This is a genomic window from uncultured Croceicoccus sp., assembly GCF_947496385.1.
Lineage (GTDB): Bacteria > Pseudomonadota > Alphaproteobacteria > Sphingomonadales > Sphingomonadaceae > Croceicoccus.
This window is the reverse complement of sequence record NZ_CANMCP010000001.1, coordinates 297822-318945: the sequence shown is the minus strand read 5'-3', so window position 1 is coordinate 318945 and position 21124 is coordinate 297822. Positions and strand designations below refer to the sequence as shown.

General features: G+C 65.6%; 19 protein-coding genes. 3 read left to right on the top strand and 16 right to left on the bottom strand.

The genetic code is table 11. From position 1 onward, the window contains the following. Window positions 1-72: 72 nt before the first annotated feature. From nuoF to Q0897_RS01565, 9 genes are all read right to left on the bottom strand, one after another. Window positions 73-1356 (bottom strand): NADH-quinone oxidoreductase subunit NuoF, encoded by a 1284-nt coding sequence (gene nuoF, locus Q0897_RS01605; RefSeq protein ID WP_299307163.1) that lies wholly within the window; start codon window positions 1354-1356, stop codon window positions 73-75. Next, window positions 1356-1493, bottom strand: coding sequence for a hypothetical protein (locus Q0897_RS01600; RefSeq protein WP_202083813.1), 138 nt, complete (start codon window positions 1491-1493; stop codon window positions 1356-1358). Before Q0897_RS01600 ends, nuoF begins: the two co-directional genes overlap by 1 nt. After that, window positions 1493-1669, bottom strand: a complete 177-nt coding sequence (locus Q0897_RS01595) for a hypothetical protein (protein ID WP_299307162.1) — start codon at window positions 1667-1669, stop codon at window positions 1493-1495. The genes Q0897_RS01600 and Q0897_RS01595 overlap by 1 nt, the downstream gene beginning before the upstream one ends. Continuing rightward, window positions 1669-2337 (bottom strand): NAD(P)H-dependent oxidoreductase subunit E, encoded by a 669-nt coding sequence (locus Q0897_RS01590; RefSeq protein WP_299307161.1) that lies wholly within the window; start codon window positions 2335-2337, stop codon window positions 1669-1671. The genes Q0897_RS01595 and Q0897_RS01590 overlap by 1 nt, the downstream gene beginning before the upstream one ends. Further along, window positions 2337-3548, bottom strand: a complete 1212-nt coding sequence (locus Q0897_RS01585; RefSeq protein ID WP_299307160.1) for an NADH-quinone oxidoreductase subunit D — start codon at window positions 3546-3548, stop codon at window positions 2337-2339. Before Q0897_RS01585 ends, Q0897_RS01590 begins: the two co-directional genes overlap by 1 nt. Next, window positions 3545-4453 carry an NADH-quinone oxidoreductase subunit C gene (locus Q0897_RS01580; protein ID WP_299307159.1) on the bottom strand — a complete coding sequence of 303 codons (909 nt, stop codon included), beginning with the start codon at window positions 4451-4453 and terminating at the stop codon, window positions 3545-3547. Before Q0897_RS01580 ends, Q0897_RS01585 begins: the two co-directional genes overlap by 4 nt. Next, window positions 4453-5058, bottom strand: coding sequence for an NADH-quinone oxidoreductase subunit B (locus Q0897_RS01575; protein WP_299307158.1), 606 nt, complete (start codon window positions 5056-5058; stop codon window positions 4453-4455). The genes Q0897_RS01580 and Q0897_RS01575 overlap by 1 nt, the downstream gene beginning before the upstream one ends. Continuing rightward, the gene (locus Q0897_RS01570; protein WP_299307157.1) at window positions 5049-5423 is read right to left on the bottom strand and encodes an NADH-quinone oxidoreductase subunit A; all 375 of its coding nucleotides are present in this window, start codon (window positions 5421-5423) and stop codon (window positions 5049-5051) included. Before Q0897_RS01570 ends, Q0897_RS01575 begins: the two co-directional genes overlap by 10 nt. A gap of 107 nt (window positions 5424-5530) precedes the next feature. Further along, entirely contained in the window at window positions 5531-5998 is a 468-nt protein-coding gene (locus tag Q0897_RS01565; RefSeq protein WP_299307155.1) for an SH3 domain-containing protein, read from the bottom strand. A 162-nt stretch (window positions 5999-6160) separates the two neighbouring features. Between Q0897_RS01565 and Q0897_RS01560 the strand changes: the two genes are divergently transcribed. Beyond that, on the top strand, window positions 6161-7171 hold the full coding sequence (locus tag Q0897_RS01560) for a D-glycerate dehydrogenase (protein WP_299307154.1): 1011 nt from the start codon (window positions 6161-6163) through the stop codon (window positions 7169-7171). Between the two features lie 10 nt (window positions 7172-7181). Here the strand turns inward: Q0897_RS01560 and Q0897_RS01555 are convergent, their stop codons facing one another. From Q0897_RS01555 to Q0897_RS01535, 5 genes are all read right to left on the bottom strand, one after another. Next, a complete protein-coding gene (locus Q0897_RS01555; RefSeq protein ID WP_299307153.1) occupies window positions 7182-8588 on the bottom strand; it encodes a nitronate monooxygenase in 1407 nt (468 codons plus the stop codon). Beyond that, window positions 8585-9403, bottom strand: a complete 819-nt coding sequence (locus tag Q0897_RS01550; RefSeq protein ID WP_299307152.1) for a class I SAM-dependent methyltransferase — start codon at window positions 9401-9403, stop codon at window positions 8585-8587. Before Q0897_RS01550 ends, Q0897_RS01555 begins: the two co-directional genes overlap by 4 nt. Next, entirely contained in the window at window positions 9403-10530 is a 1128-nt protein-coding gene (gene prfB / locus Q0897_RS01545; RefSeq protein WP_299307151.1) for a peptide chain release factor 2, read from the bottom strand. The genes Q0897_RS01550 and prfB overlap by 1 nt, the downstream gene beginning before the upstream one ends. Before the next feature lie 176 nt (window positions 10531-10706). Next, window positions 10707-13244, bottom strand: coding sequence for a transglycosylase domain-containing protein (locus tag Q0897_RS01540; protein ID WP_299307150.1), 2538 nt, complete (start codon window positions 13242-13244; stop codon window positions 10707-10709). Window positions 13245-13359: 115 nt separating this feature from the next. Beyond that, entirely contained in the window at window positions 13360-14226 is an 867-nt protein-coding gene (locus Q0897_RS01535) for an N-acetylmuramoyl-L-alanine amidase (protein ID WP_299307149.1), read from the bottom strand. 675 nt (window positions 14227-14901) lie between these two features. On the opposite strand from Q0897_RS01535, the gene Q0897_RS01530 reads away from it, so the two are divergent. Continuing rightward, window positions 14902-17673 (top strand): ribonuclease E/G, encoded by a 2772-nt coding sequence (locus Q0897_RS01530; protein ID WP_299307148.1) that lies wholly within the window; start codon window positions 14902-14904, stop codon window positions 17671-17673. An 84-nt stretch (window positions 17674-17757) separates the two neighbouring features. Here the strand turns inward: Q0897_RS01530 and Q0897_RS01525 are convergent, their stop codons facing one another. Both Q0897_RS01525 and Q0897_RS01520 read right to left on the bottom strand, forming a co-directional pair. Beyond that, complete coding sequence (locus Q0897_RS01525) at window positions 17758-18522, bottom strand: SDR family NAD(P)-dependent oxidoreductase (RefSeq protein ID WP_299307147.1); 765 nt, start codon at window positions 18520-18522, stop codon at window positions 17758-17760. 10 nt (window positions 18523-18532) lie between these two features. After that, complete coding sequence (locus Q0897_RS01520; RefSeq protein ID WP_299307146.1) at window positions 18533-20044, bottom strand: hypothetical protein; 1512 nt, start codon at window positions 20042-20044, stop codon at window positions 18533-18535. A 60-nt stretch (window positions 20045-20104) separates the two neighbouring features. On the opposite strand from Q0897_RS01520, the gene Q0897_RS01515 reads away from it, so the two are divergent. Continuing rightward, complete coding sequence (locus Q0897_RS01515; protein ID WP_299307144.1) at window positions 20105-21121, top strand: phosphoribosylglycinamide synthetase; 1017 nt, start codon at window positions 20105-20107, stop codon at window positions 21119-21121. Window positions 21122-21124: the final 3 nt, after the last annotated feature.

Sequence of the window (21124 nt, the reverse complement as noted above, 5' to 3'; positions counted from 1 at the left end):
CGCCCGTGTTCGCCATGCGGCGTTGCGCGCGTGCTAGCGACATTGACGCGCCTGTCAAACCGTATGCCGCCATCATTCCGCCGCTTCCGGCAGGTTCGCGCCGATCCGCCGCTCCAGCTCGGGGCGGAAATGACGGATCAGCCCCTGGATCGGCCAAGCCGCCGCATCGCCCAGCGCGCAGATGGTGTGGCCCTCGACCTGCTTCGTCACTTCGAACAGCATGTCGATCTCTTCGGGCGCGGCGTCCCCTTCGCGAAGACGTTCCATCACGCGCCACATCCAGCCGGTGCCCTCGCGGCAGGGGGTGCACTGGCCGCAGCTCTCGTGCTTGTAGAAATAGCTGATCCGCGAAATCGCGCGGACGATGTCGGTGGACTTGTCCATAACGATGACCGCCGCGGTGCCGAGGCCGGAGCCCAGCTCCTTGAGCCCGTCGAAATCCATCGGCGCGTCTTTGATCTGCGCCGCGGGTACGAGGGGAACCGACGATCCGCCCGGAATCACGGCCAGCAGATTGTCCCAGCCGCCGCGAATGCCGCCGCAATGCTTCTCGATCAGCTCGCTGAACGGGATGCTCATCGATTCCTCGACGACGCAGGGCTTTTCGACATGGCCCGAAATCTGGAACAGCTTCGTGCCCTTGTTGTTCTCGCGGCCGAAGCTGTTGAACCAGTTCGCGCCGCGCCGCATGATCGTCGGTGCGACCGCGATGGATTCCACGTTGTTCACCGTCGTCGGGCACCCGTACAGGCCCGCACCGGCCGGGAATGGCGGTTTCAGGCGCGGTTGCCCCTTCTTGCCTTCCAGGCTTTCGATCATCGCGGTTTCTTCGCCGCAGATATACGCGCCCGCACCGCGGTGGACGAACACGTCGAAATCATAGCCCGAACCGCAGGCGTTCTTGCCCACCAGCCCGGCATCATAGGCCTGCTGCACGGCGGCGAAGAGCGTTTCGGCCTCACGGATATATTCGCCGCGGATATAGATATAGGCCGCCCGCGCGCGCATCGCGAAACCGGCGACCAGCGCCCCTTCGATTAGCTTGTGCGGATCGTGGCGGATGATCTCGCGGTCCTTGCACGAACCGGGTTCGGATTCGTCGGCATTGATGACGAGAAAACTCGGCCGGCCATCCTTCGATTCCTTGGGCATGAAGGACCATTTCATGCCAGTGGGAAAGCCCGCCCCGCCCCGGCCGCGCAGACCGCTGGCCTTGATCTCGTCGATGATCGCGTCCTGACCCTTGGCCAGGATCGCCTTCGTATCGTCCCAGTCGCCGCGCGCCTGCGCCGCCTTCAGGCCCCAGTCCTGAAAGCCGTAGACATTGGTGAAGATACGGTCCTTGTCGGCGAGCATCACAGCCCTCCCAGCACGAAAAGCGCGGCGACAAGAAGAATCGCCAGCAATGCCAGCGTCTTGAGCGCGCCTTTGAGAAATTTCCAGGCAATCGCGATCGCAATGACCGCGACGATCAGTGTCGGCACCAGTTCCATCACTCGTGCCCCTCACCGCTCACGCCGCGTCCCTGCACGACGAACACCGCACCCAGCGCGAGGAAAACCGCGCCAAGCGCAACGTTACCGACCGCGAAAAACGCGATCGAGGCGATGAAGAACATGACCGCTGCGACGCGGTAATTGCGAATATCGGACGGGGTCGCGCGGGCCATCACCATTCGCTCCGGTAATCGTGGTTCGCATCGACCATTTCGCACAGGGTCGTCGGCCCGCCGGACGGTTCGCTGGTGTGGCGCCCCGGTTCCTGCGTGCCTTCCTTCGGCGTTTCCCCGGCCGCCAGCGCGTCGAGCACCGCATTCAGCCGGTCGGGCGTCAGATCCTCGTAATTGCCGTCGTTGATCTGCACCATCGGGGCGGTCGCGCAATTGCCCATGCACTCCACCTCGGTCAGCGTCCACAGACCATCCTCGGTCGTGTGCCCCTTGGCCATGCCGCGCGCCTTGCAGGCGGCGATGATATCGTCCGACCCGCGCAGCATGCACGGCGTCGTGCCGCAAACCTGCACGTGGAACCGACCCACCGGCGCCAGGTTGTACATGGTGTAGAACGTCGCGACCTCGACCACGCGAATGATCGGCATGTCGAGATAGGCGGCGACATATTCCATCACCGGAATGGGCAGCCAGCCCTGCGTCTGCGTTTCCGCGCCAACCTGCCTCTGCGCGAGATCGAGCAGCGGCATCACCGCGGATTTCTGACGCCCGTCGGGATAGCGCGCGACGATGTCCTTCGCTTTCGCGGCGTTGTCGTCGGTCCACGCAAACGTGCCCCACCGCGCGCGCAGTTCCGGCGTGTCGGCTTCGAGATAACGGTCGGCCATTAGCGGTCACACTCCCCGAACACCACGTCGATCGCGCCCAGAATGGCGGTCGCGTCGGGCAGCATATGGCCCTTGCACATGAAATCCATCGCCTGAAGATGGGAGAACGCCGTCGGCCTGATCTTGCAGCGATAAGGCTTGTTGCTGCCATCGCTCACCAGATAGACGCCAAATTCGCCCTTGGGGCTTTCGGTCGCGACATAAACCTCGCCCGCAGGCACGTGAAAGCCTTCGGTGTAAAGCTTGAAATGGTGGATGAGCGCTTCCATCGACTGCTTCATCTCGCCGCGCTTGGGCGGTGCCACCTTGCGGTCGAGCGTCGCGATCGGCCCCTCCGGCATTTCGGCGATGCACTGTTTTATGATCTTCGCCGACTGGTACACTTCCTCGACGCGGACCATGAAACGGTCGTAGCAATCGGAATTGGTGCCCACCGGAATCTCGAAATCCATGCGGTCGTACACGTCATAGGGCTGCGACTTGCGCAGGTCCCATTCGATGCCCGCCGCGCGGATCAACGGCCCGGAAAAGCCCCACGCGATCGCGTCTTCCTTGCTGACCTTGGCGATATCGACATTGCGCTGCTTGAAGATGCGATTGTCGATGACGAGGCTCATCGCGTCGCCGAACAGTTCGGGCAGGCGCGTATCGACCCAGTCGCCAATGTCGGTGAGCAGCTTGAGCGGCACGTCCTGATGCACGCCGCCAGGCCGGAAATAGGCGCTGTGCATGCGGGCGCCCGACGCGCGTTCGAAGAAATTGAGGCAATCCTCGCGCAATTCGAACACCCACAGGTTCGGCGTCATCGCGCCGACATCCATGACGTGCGAGCCGATATTGAGAAGATGGTTCGAAATCCGCGTCAGCTCGGCAAACAGCACGCGCAGATATTGCGCCCGCTCCGGCACCTCGACATTGAGCAGCTTCTCGATCGCCAGCACGTAGCTATGCTCCATGCACAGCGGCGAACAATAATCGAGCCGGTCGAAATAGGGCAGCGCCTGAAGATAGGTCTTGTGCTCGATCAGCTTCTCGGTGCCCCGGTGGAGCAGGCCGACATGCGGATCGACGCGCTCGATGATCTCGCCATCAAGCTCCATGACCATGCGGAGCACGCCGTGCGCGGCCGGGTGCTGCGGCCCGAAGTTGATCGTGTAGTTCGTGATCGTCTCATCGCCGGTGGTCGGCGATTGTTCGAGCGTCATGCTCATGACTTGTCTCCGTCCTGCGCATCCTCGTCGGCGCGCGGATCGTCTTCGTTCACCTCTGTCCCGGCCGCGGTGTCGGTCGTCCTGCCCTCGCGCGCGGGCTGCCCCGGCTGATTCTCGGTCGGTTCGGGGGCGGGCGCGTCCTTGCCGCCGTCCTTGCTCGCGCCTTCGCCGGCGGCGACGGGCTTCGCGGCCTTGGCATCGGCTTTTGCGCCGGCACCGGTCTGCTTCGCGCTCTCGGTCGTTTTCGGCTCGTCGGCCTTGGGCGCACCGCGGGTCTGCGCCTCGGTCGGCTCGGCCTTTTCATCGCCGGGAAGGACGTAATCCGCCCCTTCCCACGGGCTCATGAAATCGAACTGCCGCAGATCCTGCGCGAGTTCCACCGGTTCGTAGACGACGCGTTTCTCATCCTCGGAATAGCGCAGCTCGACATGGCCGGTGAGCGGGAAATCCTTGCGGAACGGATGCCCCTCGAACCCATAATCGGTGAGGATACGGCGCAGGTCCGGGTTGCCGGCGAAAAGCACGCCGAACATGTCGAACACCTCCCGCTCCAGCCATCCGGCGACGGGCCACAGATGGGTCACGGTCGGCACCGGCGTCGCCTCGTCCGTGTTGACCTTCACCACGATGCGGTGGTTCTTCGTCAGGGACAGCAGGCAGTAGCACACCTCGAACCGTTCGGGACGCTGCGGATAATCGACGCCGGCGATTTCCATGAGCTGCTGATACTCGTGGGAATCGCGCAGGAGCCGCAGCGCATCGGGCAATTGCTCACGCTTCACGCGAAGCAGGATCTCGCCATGCTCCTCATGTGCGTCGACGAGCATCGCGCCCAGCGCCGCGCTCAGCGTGTCCCTCACCCCTTCGTTCGAGGTGATCCTGGGTGCGGAATGCCGGACAGCCATCAGCGTTCCACCGTTCCGACGCGGCGGATCTTGCGCTGCAGCTGCATCACGCCATAGAGCAGCGCCTCCGCCGTGGGCGGGCAGCCGGGCACGTAGATGTCGACCGGCACGATCCGGTCACAGCCGCGCACCACCGAATAGCTGTAATGGTAATAGCCGCCGCCATTGGCGCAGCTGCCCATGCTGATCACATATTTGGGATCGGACATCTGGTCGTAAACCTTGCGCAGCGCAGGCGCCATCTTGTTGCACAGCGTACCGGCGACGATCATCACGTCCGACTGCCGCGGCGAGGCGCGCGGCGCGACGCCGAACCGTTCCATGTCATAGCGCGGCATGTTGACGTGGATCATCTCCACCGCGCAGCATGCAAGGCCGAAGGTCATCCACCACAGCGAGCCGGTCCGCGCCCACTGGAACAATTCCTCGGTGCTGGTGACGAGGAAGCCCTTGTCGCTAACCTCGGCATTGACCGAGTTGAAGAAATCGGGATCGGGCGCGCGCTCGCCATGAAGGGCGGGATTATGCGCCGCGCCGGACACGGTGGTGCCCGGCGGGTTCGGTGTTTTGGGGCTGGCGGCCAGAGGCGTGTCGTTCACTCCCATTCCAGCGCTCCTTTCTTCCATGCGTAGGCAAAGCCGATGATCAGCTCGCCCAGAAATATCATCATCGTGATCCAGCCCGGCCATCCGGTCAGGTCAAGGCTGACGGCCCAGGGAAACAGGAACGCAGCCTCCAGATCGAAGATGATGAACAGGATCGCGACGAGATAGAATCGCACGTCGAACTGGCTGCGCGGATCCTCGAACGCGGGGAAACCGCATTCATATTCCGAGTTTTTCTCGGCATCGGGATTATGCGCACCCGTGAGGCGCGACACGCCCATGGGCAGGAACACGAAGAGGGCCGATAGCCCCAGCGCGATCCCCAGGAATATCAGGATCGGCAGATATTGCGAAAGGTCGACCAAAATCAGACTCGCCGGCTAAGAGACTCGTGCCATGCCAGATACATCGCACTTGCGAAAACGCCCTAGGCAATGCCCCGCCACAGCGCAAGGGGGCGCCGCTCTCACGCTCAGGGTTCGCCCTCGCCCCAGATGCGGTTCGCCGCGACATAGCCTGCCCTGTCGCCTATGGACATGGCGCACCATCCGCCCTCGCATTCGCCGAGATTGCCGACCACGCCCGGCTCCAGCCGCCAGAGCAGCGGCGCCGTCTCGCTGCCCTTGGCGCGCATCGGGGCGAGCGCCTCGCCCGTGACGATGAACGTGCGTTCGAGCGAGAGAAAACGCGACACGATCCATCCGCGCGCGCCGTCCGGATCCTCCACCAGCCGCCAACCGCTCAACCGCCGGACGACTTTCACCGGCAATCCGTCGCGCTGATAAATCCATTCGATCGCGTAATTCTCGCCTGGCCCCGTCCGCATGTTGGCACGCGATACCTGGATCGAGGCCCAGTACGGCACGTCCTCCTCGGCATGCGCGGGTGCGCCCGATGCGATAACGACGACGACAAGGGCGGACAGAAACCTGGCGAGCATGACGAATCGCAATAGCCCCGCCGATGCATCCGGGGCAATATCGCAATCCATCCCCATGACTATCCCCGACGCGGCCCGGAACGCCATCGCGGTGCGCGCTCCGCCATCATGCGGCGGGCCGCCCCCTTGACCCGCGCGGCAAAGGGGTCGTAGCGCCGCAATATGGCCGACGAATTTCCCCAGCGCCGCATCGACGGCAAGCCCCGCATCGCCGTCACGCGCAAGCTCCTCCCCGCGACCGAGGCGCGCATGCGCGAATTGTTCGATACGCGGCTGAACGAGGATGACGGCGCGCTATCGCAGGACGCGCTCGTGGCGGCGGCACGGGCATGCGACGTGCTGGTGCCCACCGTGACCGACCGGATCGACGCGGACCTGATCGAACAGGCGGGCGACCGTTTAAAGCTCATCGCGAATTTCGGCGCCGGCACCGACCATATCGACCTGTCCGCCGCGCGCGCACGGCGGATCATCGTGACCAATACGCCGGGCGTCTTTACCGACGATACTGCCGACATGACGATGGCGCTGCTCATCGGGGTGATGCGCCGGATGCGCGAAGGCACCATGCTGGTCCGGCGCGGCCAATGGGGCGGCTGGGCACCGTCGGCGATGCTGGGGCGCAGGCTCGGCGACAAGGTGCTGGGCATCGTGGGCATGGGCCGCATCGGGCAGGCGGTCGCCCATCGCGCCCGCGCCTTCGGCATGAAGATCGTCTATCACAATCGCCACCGCCTGCCGCAAGCGGTGGAGCGCATGTTCGCCGCCGATTATTGCGACACGCTCGACGATCTTCTCGCCATGTCCGACATCGTCACCCTGCATTGCCCGGCGAGCGCATCCACGCATCAGCTCATCGATGCCGGCCGCATCGCCGCGATGAAGGAGGGCGCCGCGCTCATCAACACGGCGCGCGGCGACATCGTCGATCAGGAGGCCTTGATCGCCGCGCTGGAAAGCGGGCATCTGTGGGGTGCGGGGCTCGACGTGTATCCCGACGAACCGCATGTCGATGCGCGCCTGCTCGCCCATCGCAACACGGTGACGCAGCCCCACATCGGCAGCGCGACCGAGGAAGGCCGCGCCGCATCGGGCGACCGCGTCATCGCCAACATCCGCGTATGGGCCGACGGACACCGCCCGCCGGACCAGGTTCTCGAAGGCTGGCTCTGACGCGGGGCGGTTATTCGCCGGTCAGGATACGCTCGACCAGTTCTTTCACCGTCGGCGTGAAACCGTTGGAATAGAACGGATCCTGCTTGAAGCGATAGGCCGCGTGCCCTGCAAACATCAGGTTGTTCTCCACCGGGTCGCCATGGGCGATGTCCTGCAGGGTTTTCTGAATACAGAAGCTGCGCGGGTCGGCCAGCCGGCCCGTGGTGTAATCGTCATGATCCTTCCATGACGAGAACGAACAATGCGACAGGCACCCCATGCAGGCGGCCTGATCCTCGCGGATGGTGGCGCGTTCTTCCGGCTCGACGAAGACGACGGTATCGTCGGGCGTTTTCAGCGCCTCGGTAAAACCGGCGGCGTGCCAGGCGCGGGCGCGTTCGCGATCCTTCGGCGCGACCCAGAAATTCTTGCCCTTCACCCCGACATCGAGCTGCACCGTGTGCTCGCCCGCCTCGACGCGGGAATAGGGGATCTGGCGCTGCGAGCGCGCCTCCAGCGATTTGAGGAAACGCGTCCGCACCGCCGAGGAGTAGAATCCCGTCGGCGAAAACTTGTGCAGCAGGACGTCGCCCGGCTCCAGATCGCGCAATGCGTCCTTCCACCCCTGCGGGATGGGGCTTTCCTCGGTCAGCAGCGGGCGCGTGCCGAACTGAAACGCGATGGTGCCAAGCTCGGGATTGTCGATCCAGTCGTTCCAGTCCTTGAGCGCCCAGACACCGCCGGCCATCACGATCGGCACGGTGTCGGCAATGCCTTCCTTGCGCATCATCTCGCGCAGCGTCTTCACGCGCGGGTAGGGATCCTCGGGCTTCAGCGGATCCTCGGCGTTGGAGAGGCCATTGTGCCCGCCCGCGAGCCAGGGATCTTCGTACACCACCGCTGCCATCAGGTCCGGCACCTTGGAATAGGAGCGTTTCCACAAGGCGCGGAACGCCCGGCCCGAGCTTACGATGGGGAGGTAGTGGACGTTGTGCTTCTGCGCGATGTCGGCGAGCTTGTACGGCATGCCCGCGCCGCAGGTCACGCCGGTCACGAGATCGCTGGTTTCGGACAGGATACCCTCGAGCACCTCCTGCGCGCCGCCCATTTCCCACAGCACGTTGATATTGATCGCGCCCTTGCCACCGGCGATTTCATGCGCGCGGCGCACCTGTTCGATGCCGCCGTCGATGGCATAGCTTACGAGCTGCTCGTGCCGCTCCTTGCGCGTCATCTGCTCGTAAATCTGCGGGACGATCTTGCCTTCCGCATCATAGCTGTCGGCGTTTACCGCGCTGACCGTGCCGATGCCGCCGGCTGCCGCCCACGCGCCGGAGCTCGCATGGTTGGTGGCGGAGACGCCCTTGCCGCCCTCGATCACCGGCCAGACTTCGCGTCCGCCATAAACGATAGGGGTCAACCCTTTGAAACTCATGATAATGCGTCCCTGTTCGCATGACCGCGCCGGGCGGTTTCCTGCATTTCGGTGGCCGGCATTCCGGGCGCCGCGCGGGCGACGTCCTGCTGGCACGGTTCAATGTCCGAAGGGTCCGGCCTTGGACCCTTGCTCTCAAAACGGGCGTAATAGCCGGCCAGTTCTGGCCTGCGGATGAATTCGGCGAGCGAATAGCCCACCGCCTCGAATTCGCAGAACAGAAGCTTCGGCGGAATCCCGTGGGCGTCGGTCGCACGGTCGAGATCGACGACGATCACCTGCCCGCCTGGTTTCAACGCCGACCGCAGCCGCCACAGGAACGGGTAGGGTTCGGTCACCTCGTGATACATGTGCACGAGGAAGATGCGGTCGAAACTGTCCGCAGGAAGCCGCGGATCGTCCTCGCTGCCGAGCTTGATCGACACGTTGTTAAGCCGCTCGCGCTCCACCCGCTGTCCCAGCCGGTCGAGTGCGCCCCGGTCGATATCCTGCGCCAGCACGCGGCCGCCCTCGCCCACCCGCTCGGCAAGGCGCGTGGTGTAATACCCCTCGCCCGCGCCGATGTCGGCGACCGTCATGCCCGGCGCGATGTCGGCAAGGTCCATGACCGTGGCCGCCTCGCGCCGGTCGTCGCGGTCCTGCTCATTCGAAAACTGGTTGCTGGTGACGCGTGACACGGGACGGTCGGGCTTGGGAAAGCTGCGCGCGGTCTCGGGGCGGCCGTCGTCGCCCTGGCTGCCGCCGCACGCCGCCAGCGCGAGCAGAACGCCCGCACCCGCCGCGCGCCAGCATGTCGGGAGGGCGGCCCCGCTCATCAATCGTCGTCCTCGACCTCGACCTGTTCGCCCGTCACCTTCTGTGCGAGCGCGGCGGAGATGAACGCATCCAGCCCGCCATCGAGCACGTCGGTCGGATTGGTCGACACATGCCCGGTGCGAAGATCCTTCACCTGCTGATACGGCTGCAGGACATAGGACCGGATCTGGTGCCCCCAGCCGATTTCGGTCTTCGCCTGATACTCGCCGCTCGCCGCCGCCTCGCGCTCGGCGAGTTCCTTTTCATAGAGCCGTGCCTTCAGCATGTTCATCGCGGTCGCGCGGTTCTTGTGCTGCGAACGGTCGTTCTGGCTGGCGACGACGATGCCGGTGGGCGTGTGGGTGATGCGCACGGCGGAATCGGTGGTGTTGACGTGCTGCCCGCCCGCGCCCGACGCGCGATAGGTGTCGATTTTCAGATCGGCGGGATTGATGTCGATTTCGATATCGTCGTCGATCACCGGGTATACCCACACGCTGGAAAAGCTGGTGTGGCGCCGCGCCGACGAATCATACGGGCTGATGCGGACGAGCCGGTGCACGCCGCTCTCGGTCTTGGCGTAGCCATAGGCGTTCTCGCCCTTGACCAGCAGCGTCGCGGACTTGATGCCCGCCTGTTCGCCCGCGTGGTAGTCGACGATCTCGACCTTGAAACCGCGACGCTCGGCCCAGCGGGCATACATGCGTTGCAACATTTCGGCCCAGTCCTGGCTCTCGGTCCCGCCGGCGCCGGCGTGCACCTCGATATAGGTGTCGGAACCGTCCGCCTCGCCGGATAGCAGCGCCTGAACCTTGTCGGTGTCGGCCCGTTCGGCCAGCCGCGCGAGACTGGCCAGACCTTCATCGACCACGGAATCGTCGCCCTCGGCCTCGCCCAGTTCGACGAACTCGACTGCGTCCGCCATTTCCGCGGAGATGGTCTTTACCGCGCCGATCGACGACTCCAGCCGTCCGCGTTCGCGCATCACCTCTTCCGCGCCCTTGGGATCGTCCCAGAGCGTCGGATCCTCGACCCGCGCGTTCAGCTCGTCCAGTCGCCGCAGCGCCCGATCCCAGTCCAGCGAACGGCGGATGAGCGCGAGCGCGGCATCGATACGGTCAATATGGGCCTGCCCTTCGGCACGCATGGCAATCTTCTCCTGAGCGGGGCATCGCGGTGGATCGCCCGCCTTTCCGCCGGCAATATGGCGGCGCCTGTTTCGAAACGCCGGTCACCCCGGCCTGTCGTCTGCCGCTCTAGGGATGGCGCGGCGCGGTGGCAATAGGCGCCCGCCCCGCGCGTTCCCGCCGCGAAGAGCGTGGATCAGTAGATGCCGCCCTGATCCTCCAGGAAGGTATCGTCGATCTGCTGCTGCTCACCCGGATTGCGGCGGGCCGGACCGGCGGCGCCGACGGTGGTGCGTTCCTGCATCGCGGCGCGCAGGGCCGAGATCGCCGCCATGCGCCGTTCCTCCAGCGTCTGCCGATTGGCCGAACGTTTCGGCTCGGTATCGGGCTTGAACGCTTCCCAGATGATGGCCGGCTTCGGATCGTCCGTCGGCCAGCCTTCGAAGACACGCTTGCCCGAACGGCGGTCGATGCGGACCATGCGAATGCCGTCCGGTGCGCGCACCGGCGTATCGGGCCAGCGGTCCTTCGCTTCCAGAATGAGATCCTTCACGATCGGCGCGGCGAGCGAGCCGCCCTGCGCATAGCCACCCATCGAGCGCGGCTGGTCGAAGCCGAGATAGACGCCCGCGACCAGATCGGCCGAACCGCCCATGAACCACACATTCGTCGGCCCGTTGGTCGTGCCCGTCTTGCCAAACAGCGGCAGGTCGAGATCGCGCAGACGCGTCGCGGTGCCGCGCTGCACCACGCCTTCGAGCATGTGGACGACCTGATAGGCGGTGGCCGGGTCCATCACCTGCTTGCCCGCACGGGGCAGGCGCGGCATCGGGCCGCCGTCATATTCGGCCATGTTGCACCCTTCGCAGCGGCGCTCGTCCGACCGCCAGATGACCTTCCCGTTGCGGTCCTGCACGTAATCGATGAGCGTCGCGTCATATTGCCGGCCGAGATTGGCCAACATGGCATAGGCATTGACCATGCGCGTCACGGTCGTTTCGCCCGCACCCAATGCAAAGGAGAGATAGGGTTCGTAATCGCCGATGCCGACGCGGCGGAACGTGTCGGTGACATTGTCCATGCCGGTGTCGTTCGCGATCTGGATCGTCATGAGGTTGCGCGACTGTTCGAGGCCCCATCGCATCGTCTGCATCCCGGCGCCGCGCTGATTGGCGAAATTGCGGAAACATTTTTCGCCCAGATCCGCGCCCTGCCATACGCAGAACGGCGCGTCGTTGACCTGCGTCGCCGGGGTCATGCCGGCGTCCAGCCCGCTGGCATAGACGAACGGCTTGATCGTGGAGCCGGGCTGGCGTTTCGCCTGCACCGCGCGGTTGAAGGAACCGAGGCGCGAATCGAAGCCGCCCTGCATCGCCATGATCCGCCCGGTATGCGGGTCCTCCACCACCAGCCCGCCCGAAATTTCCGGCACGGTCTGCGTGCGCCATCCATTGCCCTGCGGCGAGGCGACGATGACATCACCGGCCTTCAGCGCGTCGGGCAGGACGGAAAGCGGATAGGTCTCCCCATCCGAAAAGCCGATGCGGGCGGTTTCGCCATTGCGTTCGGTGACGACGCCGACGCGCCAATCCTTGTAATCGATGGCGAGGTTCGAAACGATAAGCTGCGTCTGCCAGCTTTCGTCCATGTTGATCGTCGCGATCGGCCCGTGCCAGCCGCGGCTGCCGCCATAGCGCATGATCCCCTTGCGCAGCGCGGTGCGTGCCGCGCGCTGCAACTCGGTATCCATCGAGGTGCGCACCCACAGCCCGCCAGCATAGACGGAGTTCGGCCCGTCCTCGGCATTCTCGCCATATTTGTCGATCAGCCGGCGGCGCACTTCCTCCACGAAATAGCCCGACGCCGTGTCGTAATCGGTGCTGCGCCGGGGTTTCAGGCCAAGCGGCTGCGCCCGCGCGCGATCCACCTCGGCCTGCGTCGCCCAGCCATTGTCGGCCATCTGCTGCAGCACGTAATTGCGGCGGGCCAGCGCCAGATCGGCGTATTTCGCGCGGCTATACCGTTCGGGCGCCTTGGGCAGGATCGCGAGGAACGCCGCCTCGTGCAGGTCGAGATCGCCGACATCCTTGTCGAAATACGCGCGCGATGCCGCCTGCACGCCGAAACTCTGCCGGCCCAGCGGAATCTCGTTGAGATAGAGCTCGAGGATCTCCTCCTTCGTCAGCACGCCCTCGATCCGGCGGGCGAGGATCATTTCCTTCAGCTTGCGCGTGACCGAATATTCGTCCCCGACGAGGATGTTCTTGGCCACCTGCTGCGTGATGGTGGAGCCGCCCTTGGCGCGCTGCCCCGATCCCATCTTGCTGACATAATCGACGACCGCGCCGGCAAGCCCGGTGTAATCGACGCCGCCATGGCTCCAGAACGTCTTGTCCTCCGCCGAGAGGAACGCGTTGATGAGCGGCTCGGGAAAATCGACGAAGCGCAGCTGCACCCGCCGCTCGCGCGCGTAACTGTTGATGATTTCGCCGTCCGCGCCGCGCACCATCGTGGGCAGCGGCGGCTGATACGTCAGCAGGCGATCCGCCGACGGCAACCCCGCGCCGAGCAGGGCATAGGCGCCGATTGCCACCGCGACCCCCAGGACGAACAGGATCGACAGCCAGCGAAACAGCCGGCTGCCCCGCCAGCGTTCGCCGATCCGGGTGCCCAGAACGGAAAGATCGCCGCGCGCACGGGCGAGAAAGTTTTCGGATTTCGTAGATGCAGTCATTTCGCCGGGGGGATTAGCACGGGATTTCGCGAAGGTGAAAGCCGATTTGCACTGACCCTGACCTGAACGCTGCCGATCGTGCCGGTCGACGGCGACCGCGCGGTGGATCAAGCGCCTATTCGCCCCAACGCTCCCGTTCGGCGAAGAAGCCGAGCGCCGCGCGGGCCAGCACGTCGGCAATTTCGCCGCGGCCCTCGGGCGAAAGCAGGCGGTCCGCGTCCTCCGCATTGCCGAGATAGCCGGCCTCGAACAGGATGGCGGGAAATTCGGGCGAGGACAGCACCGCAAACCGTGCCGACCGCGCAAACGGCGTGCGCAGCGCGAGCCGGCCGCGTGCCTCCTCCTCGACCGCCTGCGCGAGCATCGCGGATTCGAACGCGGTCTGACGCCACGCCAGATCATCGAGGATCATCGCGATTTCCGTGCCTGCGGCGACCTGCCCCTGCGCGCCGCGGTTCTGTCCGCTGCGCCTTTTCGCCGAGGGGCCGAACCCTCGCCGCGACGGGGACAGGGTGTAGACGGTGGCACCCCGCGCGCCGGACGCGGGGCCGGGCGCGCTGTCGACATGGATGGAGATCAGCGCCGCCGCGCCGAGCTGCTCCGCCATGCGCGGGCGATACTCCACAGGCAGGAAGCTGTCATCCTCGCGGATAAGCGCCACCCGCACCCCGCCAAGCGCAACGAGCCGGTCGCGAAGTGCGATCGCGAGCGACAGCGCGACGTTCTTTTCCATCACCATCGCGCCATTCGCGCCATGCGTCGCGGTTGCGCCGTAATCGAACGCCCCATGCCCCGGGTCGATCACCAGCAGGGGCTGCCCCGCCGCCGCGTCGCCCGCCATCGCGACGGAGGGCGTCGCCACGGGCACCGCGGCGGGCAAATCGCGCCGGTAGACCGCCATCGCGCGCCCCGGCGGAAACATGGTGAGCAACACCGCCGCCACACCCCCGCCGCAAAGCGCAAGCGCGGCGATCCACGCCATCACAACAGGAAAAGAAGCGGCCCTTCGCATCATCGGTGCCCGATATTGCCGGGAAACATGCCGCCCGCAACACTCTTGCGCGACAGGCCGCGATGACGCGCGAAACGGACATCGCATCGCGCCATCGTTGCGAGACGTGTTGCCGTAAGCGATCCGCGATGCTAGCGTCGATCCCGACCGGTGGCAGATGCGCCTCTCGTCACGCGAAACGCCCGCCCGATACGGCGCGGGCCGCCGCCCTTTTCGGGACGGCGCGGCACACCCCGAAGGGGGCCGGGCGCGGGGCGAAGATCCTTTCTGCACGCAGACCGGCGGCCACTTTCCCATTTCCGGGCGCATGGAAGATCATGCGCATGGCAAGGGCGGGGCAATTCAAGGTGATGGTATCTATGGTTCTGGCAATGACGACAGTAGCGCAGCCCTTGCGGGTTTTCGCCGTCGCCAATGCCGCCAGGCGGGCCGCGCGCCCGCACGTCGGACCGCATATGCCATCGGTTACAGTTTCGCCGCCGGGGGCACGGGGCAACCCGCGCCGGTCCGGCAATTCATACCAAGACGCCACGGCCTTCGGACATGCGTTCCGCATCCGGCCGGGCGTTTCCCCAAACGAACGCACCTATGCCGGGCAGCCGCCACGCGGCCTGCTCCCCATATCGTGCGCACGGAGAATAATTGATGACAACGCGCATGCTGATCGATGCGCGCCACCAGGAAGAAACCCGGGTGGCGGTGCTGAAGGGCAACAGGATTGAAGAGTTCGATTTCGAATCGAGCGACCACAAGCAGATAAAAGGCAATATCTACCTCGCGAAGGTAACGCGGGTCGAACCCTCTCTTCAGGCGGCCTTCGTCGATTTCGGCGGCAATCGCCACGGGTTCCTCGCCTTTAGCGAAATCCACCCCGATTATTACCAGATTCCGAAGCAGGACCGCGATGCCCTGCTCGCCGAGGAGCAGGAACACGCCGAGGAAGAGGCGCGCCTGCGTTCCGACGATGACGACGATTCGGGCGACGACGGCCACGATCACGACGATCGCGACGACGACGAAAGCAGTGACGCGCTTGCCGACGAAATGGCCGGCGACGGGCTGACCGAGGTCGACACCAGCGAAAAGGACGACGTCGCCACGATCGAGGACGGCGCCGTCGAGGGCGGTTCCGACGACGATGGCGATGACGAGGGCGACAATCGCCGCCCCCGCCGTGCCCGCGGCAAGGGCCGCCGCCAGGGTGGCGGCAAGGCACGCGCCGCCGACGAAGCCCGCGCGAAACGGCTCGCCCTGCGCCGCCGTTACAAGATCCAGGACGTCATTCAGCGGCGCCAGGTCCTGCTTGTGCAGGTCGTGAAGGAAGAGCGCGGCAACAAGGGTGCGGCGCTCACCACCTATCTCTCGCTCGCCGGGCGTTACTGCGTGCTCATGCCCAACAGCAGCCACGGCGGCGGCATCTCCCGCAAGATCAGCAGCGCCGCCGATCGCAAGCGGCTGAAGCAGATCGTGTCGGAAATGAACCTGCCGCGGTCGATGGGATGCATCGTGCGCACCGCCGGCCTGTCGCGCACCAAGACCGAGATCAAGCGCGATTTCGACTATCTCGCCCGCCTCTGGGACGAGATCCGCGAACGCACCATGCAGGCCAGCGCCCCTGCGCCGATCCATTCGGACAGCGACCTTGTGAAGCGCGCGATCCGCGACATCTACAATCGCGAGATCGAGGAAGTCGTCGTCGAAGGGCCCGAAGGCTACAAGGCGGCGAAGCAGTTCATGAAGCTGCTCATGCCCAGCCATGCGCGCCGGGTGAAGCAATATGCGGACCCCGTCCCCCTGTTTCAGCGCTATGGCGCGGAGGATCAGCTGACCGCGATGTACGATCCGGTCGTACAGCTGAAATCGGGCGGCTATCTCGTGATCAACCCGACCGAGGCGCTGGTGTCGATCGACATCAACTCGGGCCGCTCGACCAAGGAGCACGGGATTGAGCAGACCGCGCTCGCCACCAATCTGGAGGCGGCGAAGGAAATCGCGCGGCAATTGCGCCTGCGTGACATGGCCGGGCTGGTCGTGATCGACTTCATCGACATGGAAAACAACTCCTCGATCCGCAAGGTCGAGAAGTGCATGAAGGATTCGCTGAAAAACGACCGCGCGCGCATCCAGGTCGGCCGCATTTCCGGCTTTGGCCTGATGGAGATGAGCCGTCAGCGCCTGCGCACCGGCGTGCTGGAGGCGACGACCCGCGAATGCCCGCATTGCGACGGCACCGGCCTCGTGCGCACGGCGTCGAGTGCGGGCCTCTCCGCCCTGCGCATGATCGAGGACGAGGCGGCCAAGGGCAAGGGCAGCACCATCAGCCTCTATGCCAGCACGGAAGCGGCGGTCTATCTCCTCAATTCCAAGCGCGCCGACCTCGCCGAGATCGAGGAGCGTTACGGCGTCATGGTCGAGGTCCTTCCCGAAGGCGAGAACGAGGGCGCGAAGATGCGCGCCAGCTCCTCGGGTCCGAAGCCGACCTTTGCGCCGAAGTTCGAACCGATTCAGGACGATATTCTCGACGCCGACGATGTCGAGGATGACGAGGACGAAGAAGAGGAAGAAACCGGCGCCGAGACGGAAACGCAGCGCGACGACGACCGCAGCGACGATGACAAGGGCGACGACGAAAGGGGCGAGGACGACAACGGCAGTCGCCGCAAGCGCCGCCGCCGCCGCCGTGGCGGTCGCCGCAACCGGGGCAACCGGAACGGCGACGAATCGCGTGATGCGCAGGACGATGGCGACAGCGACGACGCATCCGATCGCGATGGCGATACCGACGGCGATACGGATCATGGCGCCGCAACGCAGCACGGCGGAGCGGATGAGGACAAGCCGCGCAAGCGCCGTCGCCGTCGCCGCAAATCGGACGATCAGTCCGAGGGCGGCAACGCGGAGGCAGCGGATGCGGTGAACGGGCAGGACGAAACGCGTGCACCCCGGACGCCCGCGCCCGAAGCGCCTGCATCCGAAACGTCAACCGATGACGCGCCGGCATCCGATGGCCTTGCCGAGGACAGCACGCCCGATGCCGAGCAGGAGAAGCCGAAAGCGAAGTCGCGGCGCTCCCCCCGTCGCAAGAAGACCGAGGTGAGCGCAAGCGGGACCGCAGACGAGTCCGCGGCCGAAACAGCCGCGGACGATGCGCCCAAGCCCAAGAAGCCGCGCCGCCCTCGCAAGAAGAAGGCCGACGCCGCGCCCGACGCTGGCGAGCCCGATCAGGCGTCGTCTTCGACAGCCGACGATGCGGCAACCAAGGCGCAGCCTGCAGAGCGCGAAGAAGCCCCTGCACCCGCACCCGCGGCGAGCGAGGCCGCCCCCGCGGAGCCGAAGGCCGAGGAAGGCAAGGACGAAACCGAGTCCACGTCGCAGGAGCCGCCCCGGCGCGGCTGGTGGCAGCGCACGTTCGGATAAGAGTGTCCGGCGGGGTCGATCCGACCTCGCCGCCATTCACGAAAGGCCCGCTCCTCTATCGGGGGGCGGGCCTTTTGCCGTCCGCTACCACGCGATGCGCGAACCGTCCCAGGCGAAAAACCCGCCATTGTCCGCCGCGGTCAGCCCGTCGATCACCGACAGCAGGCAGCGCGCGGAATGCTCCGGCGTGAAAAGCTGCCGATCGGGCACGTTGCCGCGAAACGGTTCGGACAGCGCGGTTTCCACCGTGCCGGGGTGAAGCGCGACCACGATCCCCTCGCGGTTGCGGCGGTGAAGCTCGATCCCGAAATTGCGCAGCACCATGTTCAGCGCCGCTTTGGACGCGCGATAGCTGTGCCAACCGCCCAGCCCGTTGTCCGCGATCGATCCCACCCGGGCCGAAAGCGCGGCAAACACCGGCCGCTCCGCATGGCGAAGGAGGGGGAGGAAATGCTTCCCGATGATCGCCGGGCCGATCGTGTTGACCGCAAACATCTCCGCCATCGCCGCAGGGTCGATCGTGCGCCAGCTGCGTTCGGGGCGGATGTCCGGCTCCCGCTGCAACAGGCCGGTCGCGACGATCACCATTTCGGGCGCGGATTCGCGTGCGACGCGCTCCGCGATGGCGGCAATGCCCGCCTCTTCGGTCAAATCGAATACAAAGGGGGTGATCGACGCTTTGCCGGGGGCGGACACGGAACTATCGGGCACCGTGCCGCTTCGCGCTCCTGCATAGATGCGGGCGAATGGCCCGCTCGCGGCGAGCTGGCGGCACATCGCATCGCCGACGCCGCCCGACGCGCCGAAAATGACGCAGCTGCGTTCGCGCGCTGGCTCTGCGTTCGTCATCCGTCCCCTGCTATTCCGGCGTCATCGCATGGCTGCGAATGGCGTCTGCGATACGCTCCATATCGGCGCGCAGCATGCGGCCGGCCTCGTCCTGTTCGCACTGCGCAAGCCGGGTGATCTGCGGCATGGACAGCCCGATCCGCAACGTCCCGCCCCAGCCGCCATCGGCCATGCGCACCGATTTCACCGGCTGACCCAGCCTGATCCCGGCGTCGGCCATGCGGCGATGCAGCGTTTGCGCATCCGCGAAACTCCGGATGGCGGGCAGGCTGCTGATGTCGAGAGTGACCAGCGTGCGCATCGCGACCGGATGGTTTTCCGCTGTTTCCGCGTGCCCCGGCGGATAGGCGACGACCTTCGACAGCCCAAGCGGCGTGACGATCCGTTCGGTCACGGCATCGCGAAAGGCGGCGATGACCCCCTCGATTCGCGCCATGGGCGTCGCCTGCCATCGTTCCAGTTCGAAGATCGACACTTCGAGCCGGAGCCAAAGCCCGAAATTGTCCTCCCGCATCAGTACGTCCCGGCCCGCCCATTCGCGCGGCCATTCGTCCCGGCGGAATATGTCGGCAAAGCCTGTCGGGACCGACGCCGCGTTTTGGGCGACGCCGGCCGGCAGGATGGCAAATCCGCTGAACGGGGGGCCGCCCATGAATTTCGACCCGGTCAGGAATATCATCGCATCGAGCGCGAGATAGGCCGCAATGGAGGACGACGTGATCCGGGCCTGGCAGGCGTCGATGACGAAGCTGACATCCGTCCCGAACCGTGCCTTCAACGCGCGGATCTCGGACATTTCGGGCAGGATCAGCCCGGTCTTCGACCCATGCACCACATGCACCAGCACATGCCGCCCGGCTGCGATGGCCGGCTCCGCCTCCGCCGCGATCGCATCGGCGATCTCGGCGCTCGACCGGGCCAGCCCGTCGCCGCATCGCACCGCCACATCGGCGAGCGCGACGGGACCGATGCCGTCGACCTCGTCCCCCGGAACGACGGCGATGCCGCGCGCCGTTTCGCGCGCGAAATAGCGGCCATGCGCGGAATGGATGCACCCGCTGCCCACCTCATCCGCGCCGAGCAGGATGTTGTGAATACCCCCCGGCCCGCGCCCGCGCACGGCGGCCAGCGCCACATATTCAAGGTCCGTGCCCGACGGAGCAAAGGCGATCGCATGGTCCGCCGCGACGCCATATGCCGCGCGAATCCGGTCGCGCAGCGTATCGAGCCGCGCGGCGTAGGAACCGGCATCCGCGCGCAGCGCCGCCAGCGCTTGCGCAAAACCCGCGGGCGAAACGTCATTCGCCGTGGAGGACGCATAGGCGAGACAGTCGCGCGGATAGGGCGCGGACATATAGGCATTAAGCCCCGTCACCGGGTCGAGCACGATCCGCGCGTCGCCGCCCGATGCCATCAGCCTTATGGCCTCCATCGCGTCGTCGCGGTCTGCATCGCCGCCGGGCAGCGCCTGCCACGCCATGGACGGAAGGGAGGGGCGGCCAAGGTCATTTTTCGAAATCATCTTGGAAGCGGGCTATAGCCTATTTAAGAGGCCAGGCCAGACGTAAAGAAAGGACTCCACTTGCCAGCGATCGAACCGTTGAAAATCGACGATATCACGAAGGAGCGCGTGCGCATCCTGTTCATCGCGAAGCATGCCCTGTGGGGTGGCGGCCTGCATCCCGAGGATGGCAACCACGCCGTCTATCACCACGAGGTGCGCTCGATCCTCGAAGGGCTGGGCCTCAATCTCAAGCTGGCGGACCGGTTCGAAGTGCTGTTCGACGATCCGGAGGTGGATTTCGTGTTCCCGCTGCTCAACCGCGCGGGGTTCTTCAATTCCGAGATGCTGGGCCCGCTGCTGTGCGCCCGGCTTGGCATTCCGCATCTTGGGGCGAGCCCGATCCTGCGCGGATTGTCCGACGACAAGCATCTGGCGAAGCGCGCCGCGCTCGTCGCCGGCGTGCCGACCGCGCCCTGGGCGATCTACCGCCGGGGTGCGCCGGTTGTCGAAGACGGCTGCCCCGAGGCGGAACGCTACGTGATCAAGCCGAATGCGTCGTCTGCGTCGTGGGGCGTGCGCGATGCGTTCGACTGGAACGGCATTCGCAATGCGATCGCGGCCATCCACGACGAAGGGCACGACGCGCTCGTCGAACCTTTCCTCGACGGGAGCGATGTCGAGGTGCCGGTGATGACGCGCCGCGATCCGCATATCCTGCCGATGCAGATCTTCCGGCAGCAGGACCCCTCGCACCTGCGCACCTATTATGAAAAGCGCGACCTCGTCGACCGCAGCGGCAAATATTCGCTCGACCCGTTCGAGAACGAGGAGATGGCCGGGCGCATCGCCGACATGACCCGGCGGCTGTGGGCGGAATATCGCCCGTTCGATTATGGCCGCTTCGAATTCCGGGTGAACGAGAGCACGGGCGAAATCACGTTCCTCGAGGTGAATCTCAACTGCAACCTGTGGTCGGAAAAGGTGTTCGGCCGCGCCGCCACCCTCGCCGGTTTCAGCCAGGCGGAGCTTATCGAGACCATTCTTGCCGACAGCCTCATCCGCAATGGCGTCATGGCTGCGCCCGAGGGTTACTGAACC

Excerpts from the sequence above, each read along its gene's own strand:
- Q0897_RS01595 (WP_299307162.1), bottom strand. The coding sequence starts at position 1,669 with ATGGCCCGCGCGACCCCGTCCGATATTCGCAATTACCGCGTCGCAGCG.
- Q0897_RS01590 (WP_299307161.1), bottom strand. The coding sequence starts at position 2,337 with ATGGCCGACCGTTATCTCGAAGCCGACACGCCGGAACTGCGCGCGCGG.
- Q0897_RS01520 (WP_299307146.1), bottom strand. The coding sequence starts at position 20,044 with ATGATTTCGAAAAATGACCTTGGCCGCCCCTCCCTTCCGTCCATGGCG.
- Q0897_RS01540 (WP_299307150.1), bottom strand. The coding sequence starts at position 13,244 with ATGACTGCATCTACGAAATCCGAAAACTTTCTCGCCCGTGCGCGCGGC.
- Q0897_RS01575 (WP_299307158.1), bottom strand. The coding sequence starts at position 5,058 with ATGGGAGTGAACGACACGCCTCTGGCCGCCAGCCCCAAAACACCGAAC.
- Q0897_RS01580 (WP_299307159.1), bottom strand. The coding sequence starts at position 4,453 with ATGGCTGTCCGGCATTCCGCACCCAGGATCACCTCGAACGAAGGGGTG.
- Q0897_RS01535 (WP_299307149.1), bottom strand. The coding sequence starts at position 14,226 with ATGGCGTGGATCGCCGCGCTTGCGCTTTGCGGCGGGGGTGTGGCGGCG.
- Q0897_RS01585 (WP_299307160.1), bottom strand. The coding sequence starts at position 3,548 with ATGAGCATGACGCTCGAACAATCGCCGACCACCGGCGATGAGACGATC.
- prfB (WP_299307151.1), bottom strand. The coding sequence starts at position 10,530 with ATGCGTGCCGAAGGGCAGGCCCATATTGACCGTATCGATGCCGCGCTC.
- Q0897_RS01555 (WP_299307153.1), bottom strand. The coding sequence starts at position 8,588 with ATGAGTTTCAAAGGGTTGACCCCTATCGTTTATGGCGGACGCGAAGTC.
- Q0897_RS01565 (WP_299307155.1), bottom strand. The coding sequence starts at position 5,998 with ATGCTCGCCAGGTTTCTGTCCGCCCTTGTCGTCGTCGTTATCGCATCG.
- Q0897_RS01530 (WP_299307148.1), top strand. The coding sequence starts at position 14,902 with ATGACAACGCGCATGCTGATCGATGCGCGCCACCAGGAAGAAACCCGG.
- Q0897_RS01560 (WP_299307154.1), top strand. The coding sequence starts at position 6,161 with ATGGCCGACGAATTTCCCCAGCGCCGCATCGACGGCAAGCCCCGCATC.
- Q0897_RS01525 (WP_299307147.1), bottom strand. The coding sequence starts at position 18,522 with ATGACGAACGCAGAGCCAGCGCGCGAACGCAGCTGCGTCATTTTCGGC.
- Q0897_RS01550 (WP_299307152.1), bottom strand. The coding sequence starts at position 9,403 with ATGAGCGGGGCCGCCCTCCCGACATGCTGGCGCGCGGCGGGTGCGGGC.
- Q0897_RS01600 (WP_202083813.1), bottom strand. The coding sequence starts at position 1,493 with ATGGAACTGGTGCCGACACTGATCGTCGCGGTCATTGCGATCGCGATT.
- nuoF (WP_299307163.1), bottom strand. The coding sequence starts at position 1,356 with ATGCTCGCCGACAAGGACCGTATCTTCACCAATGTCTACGGCTTTCAG.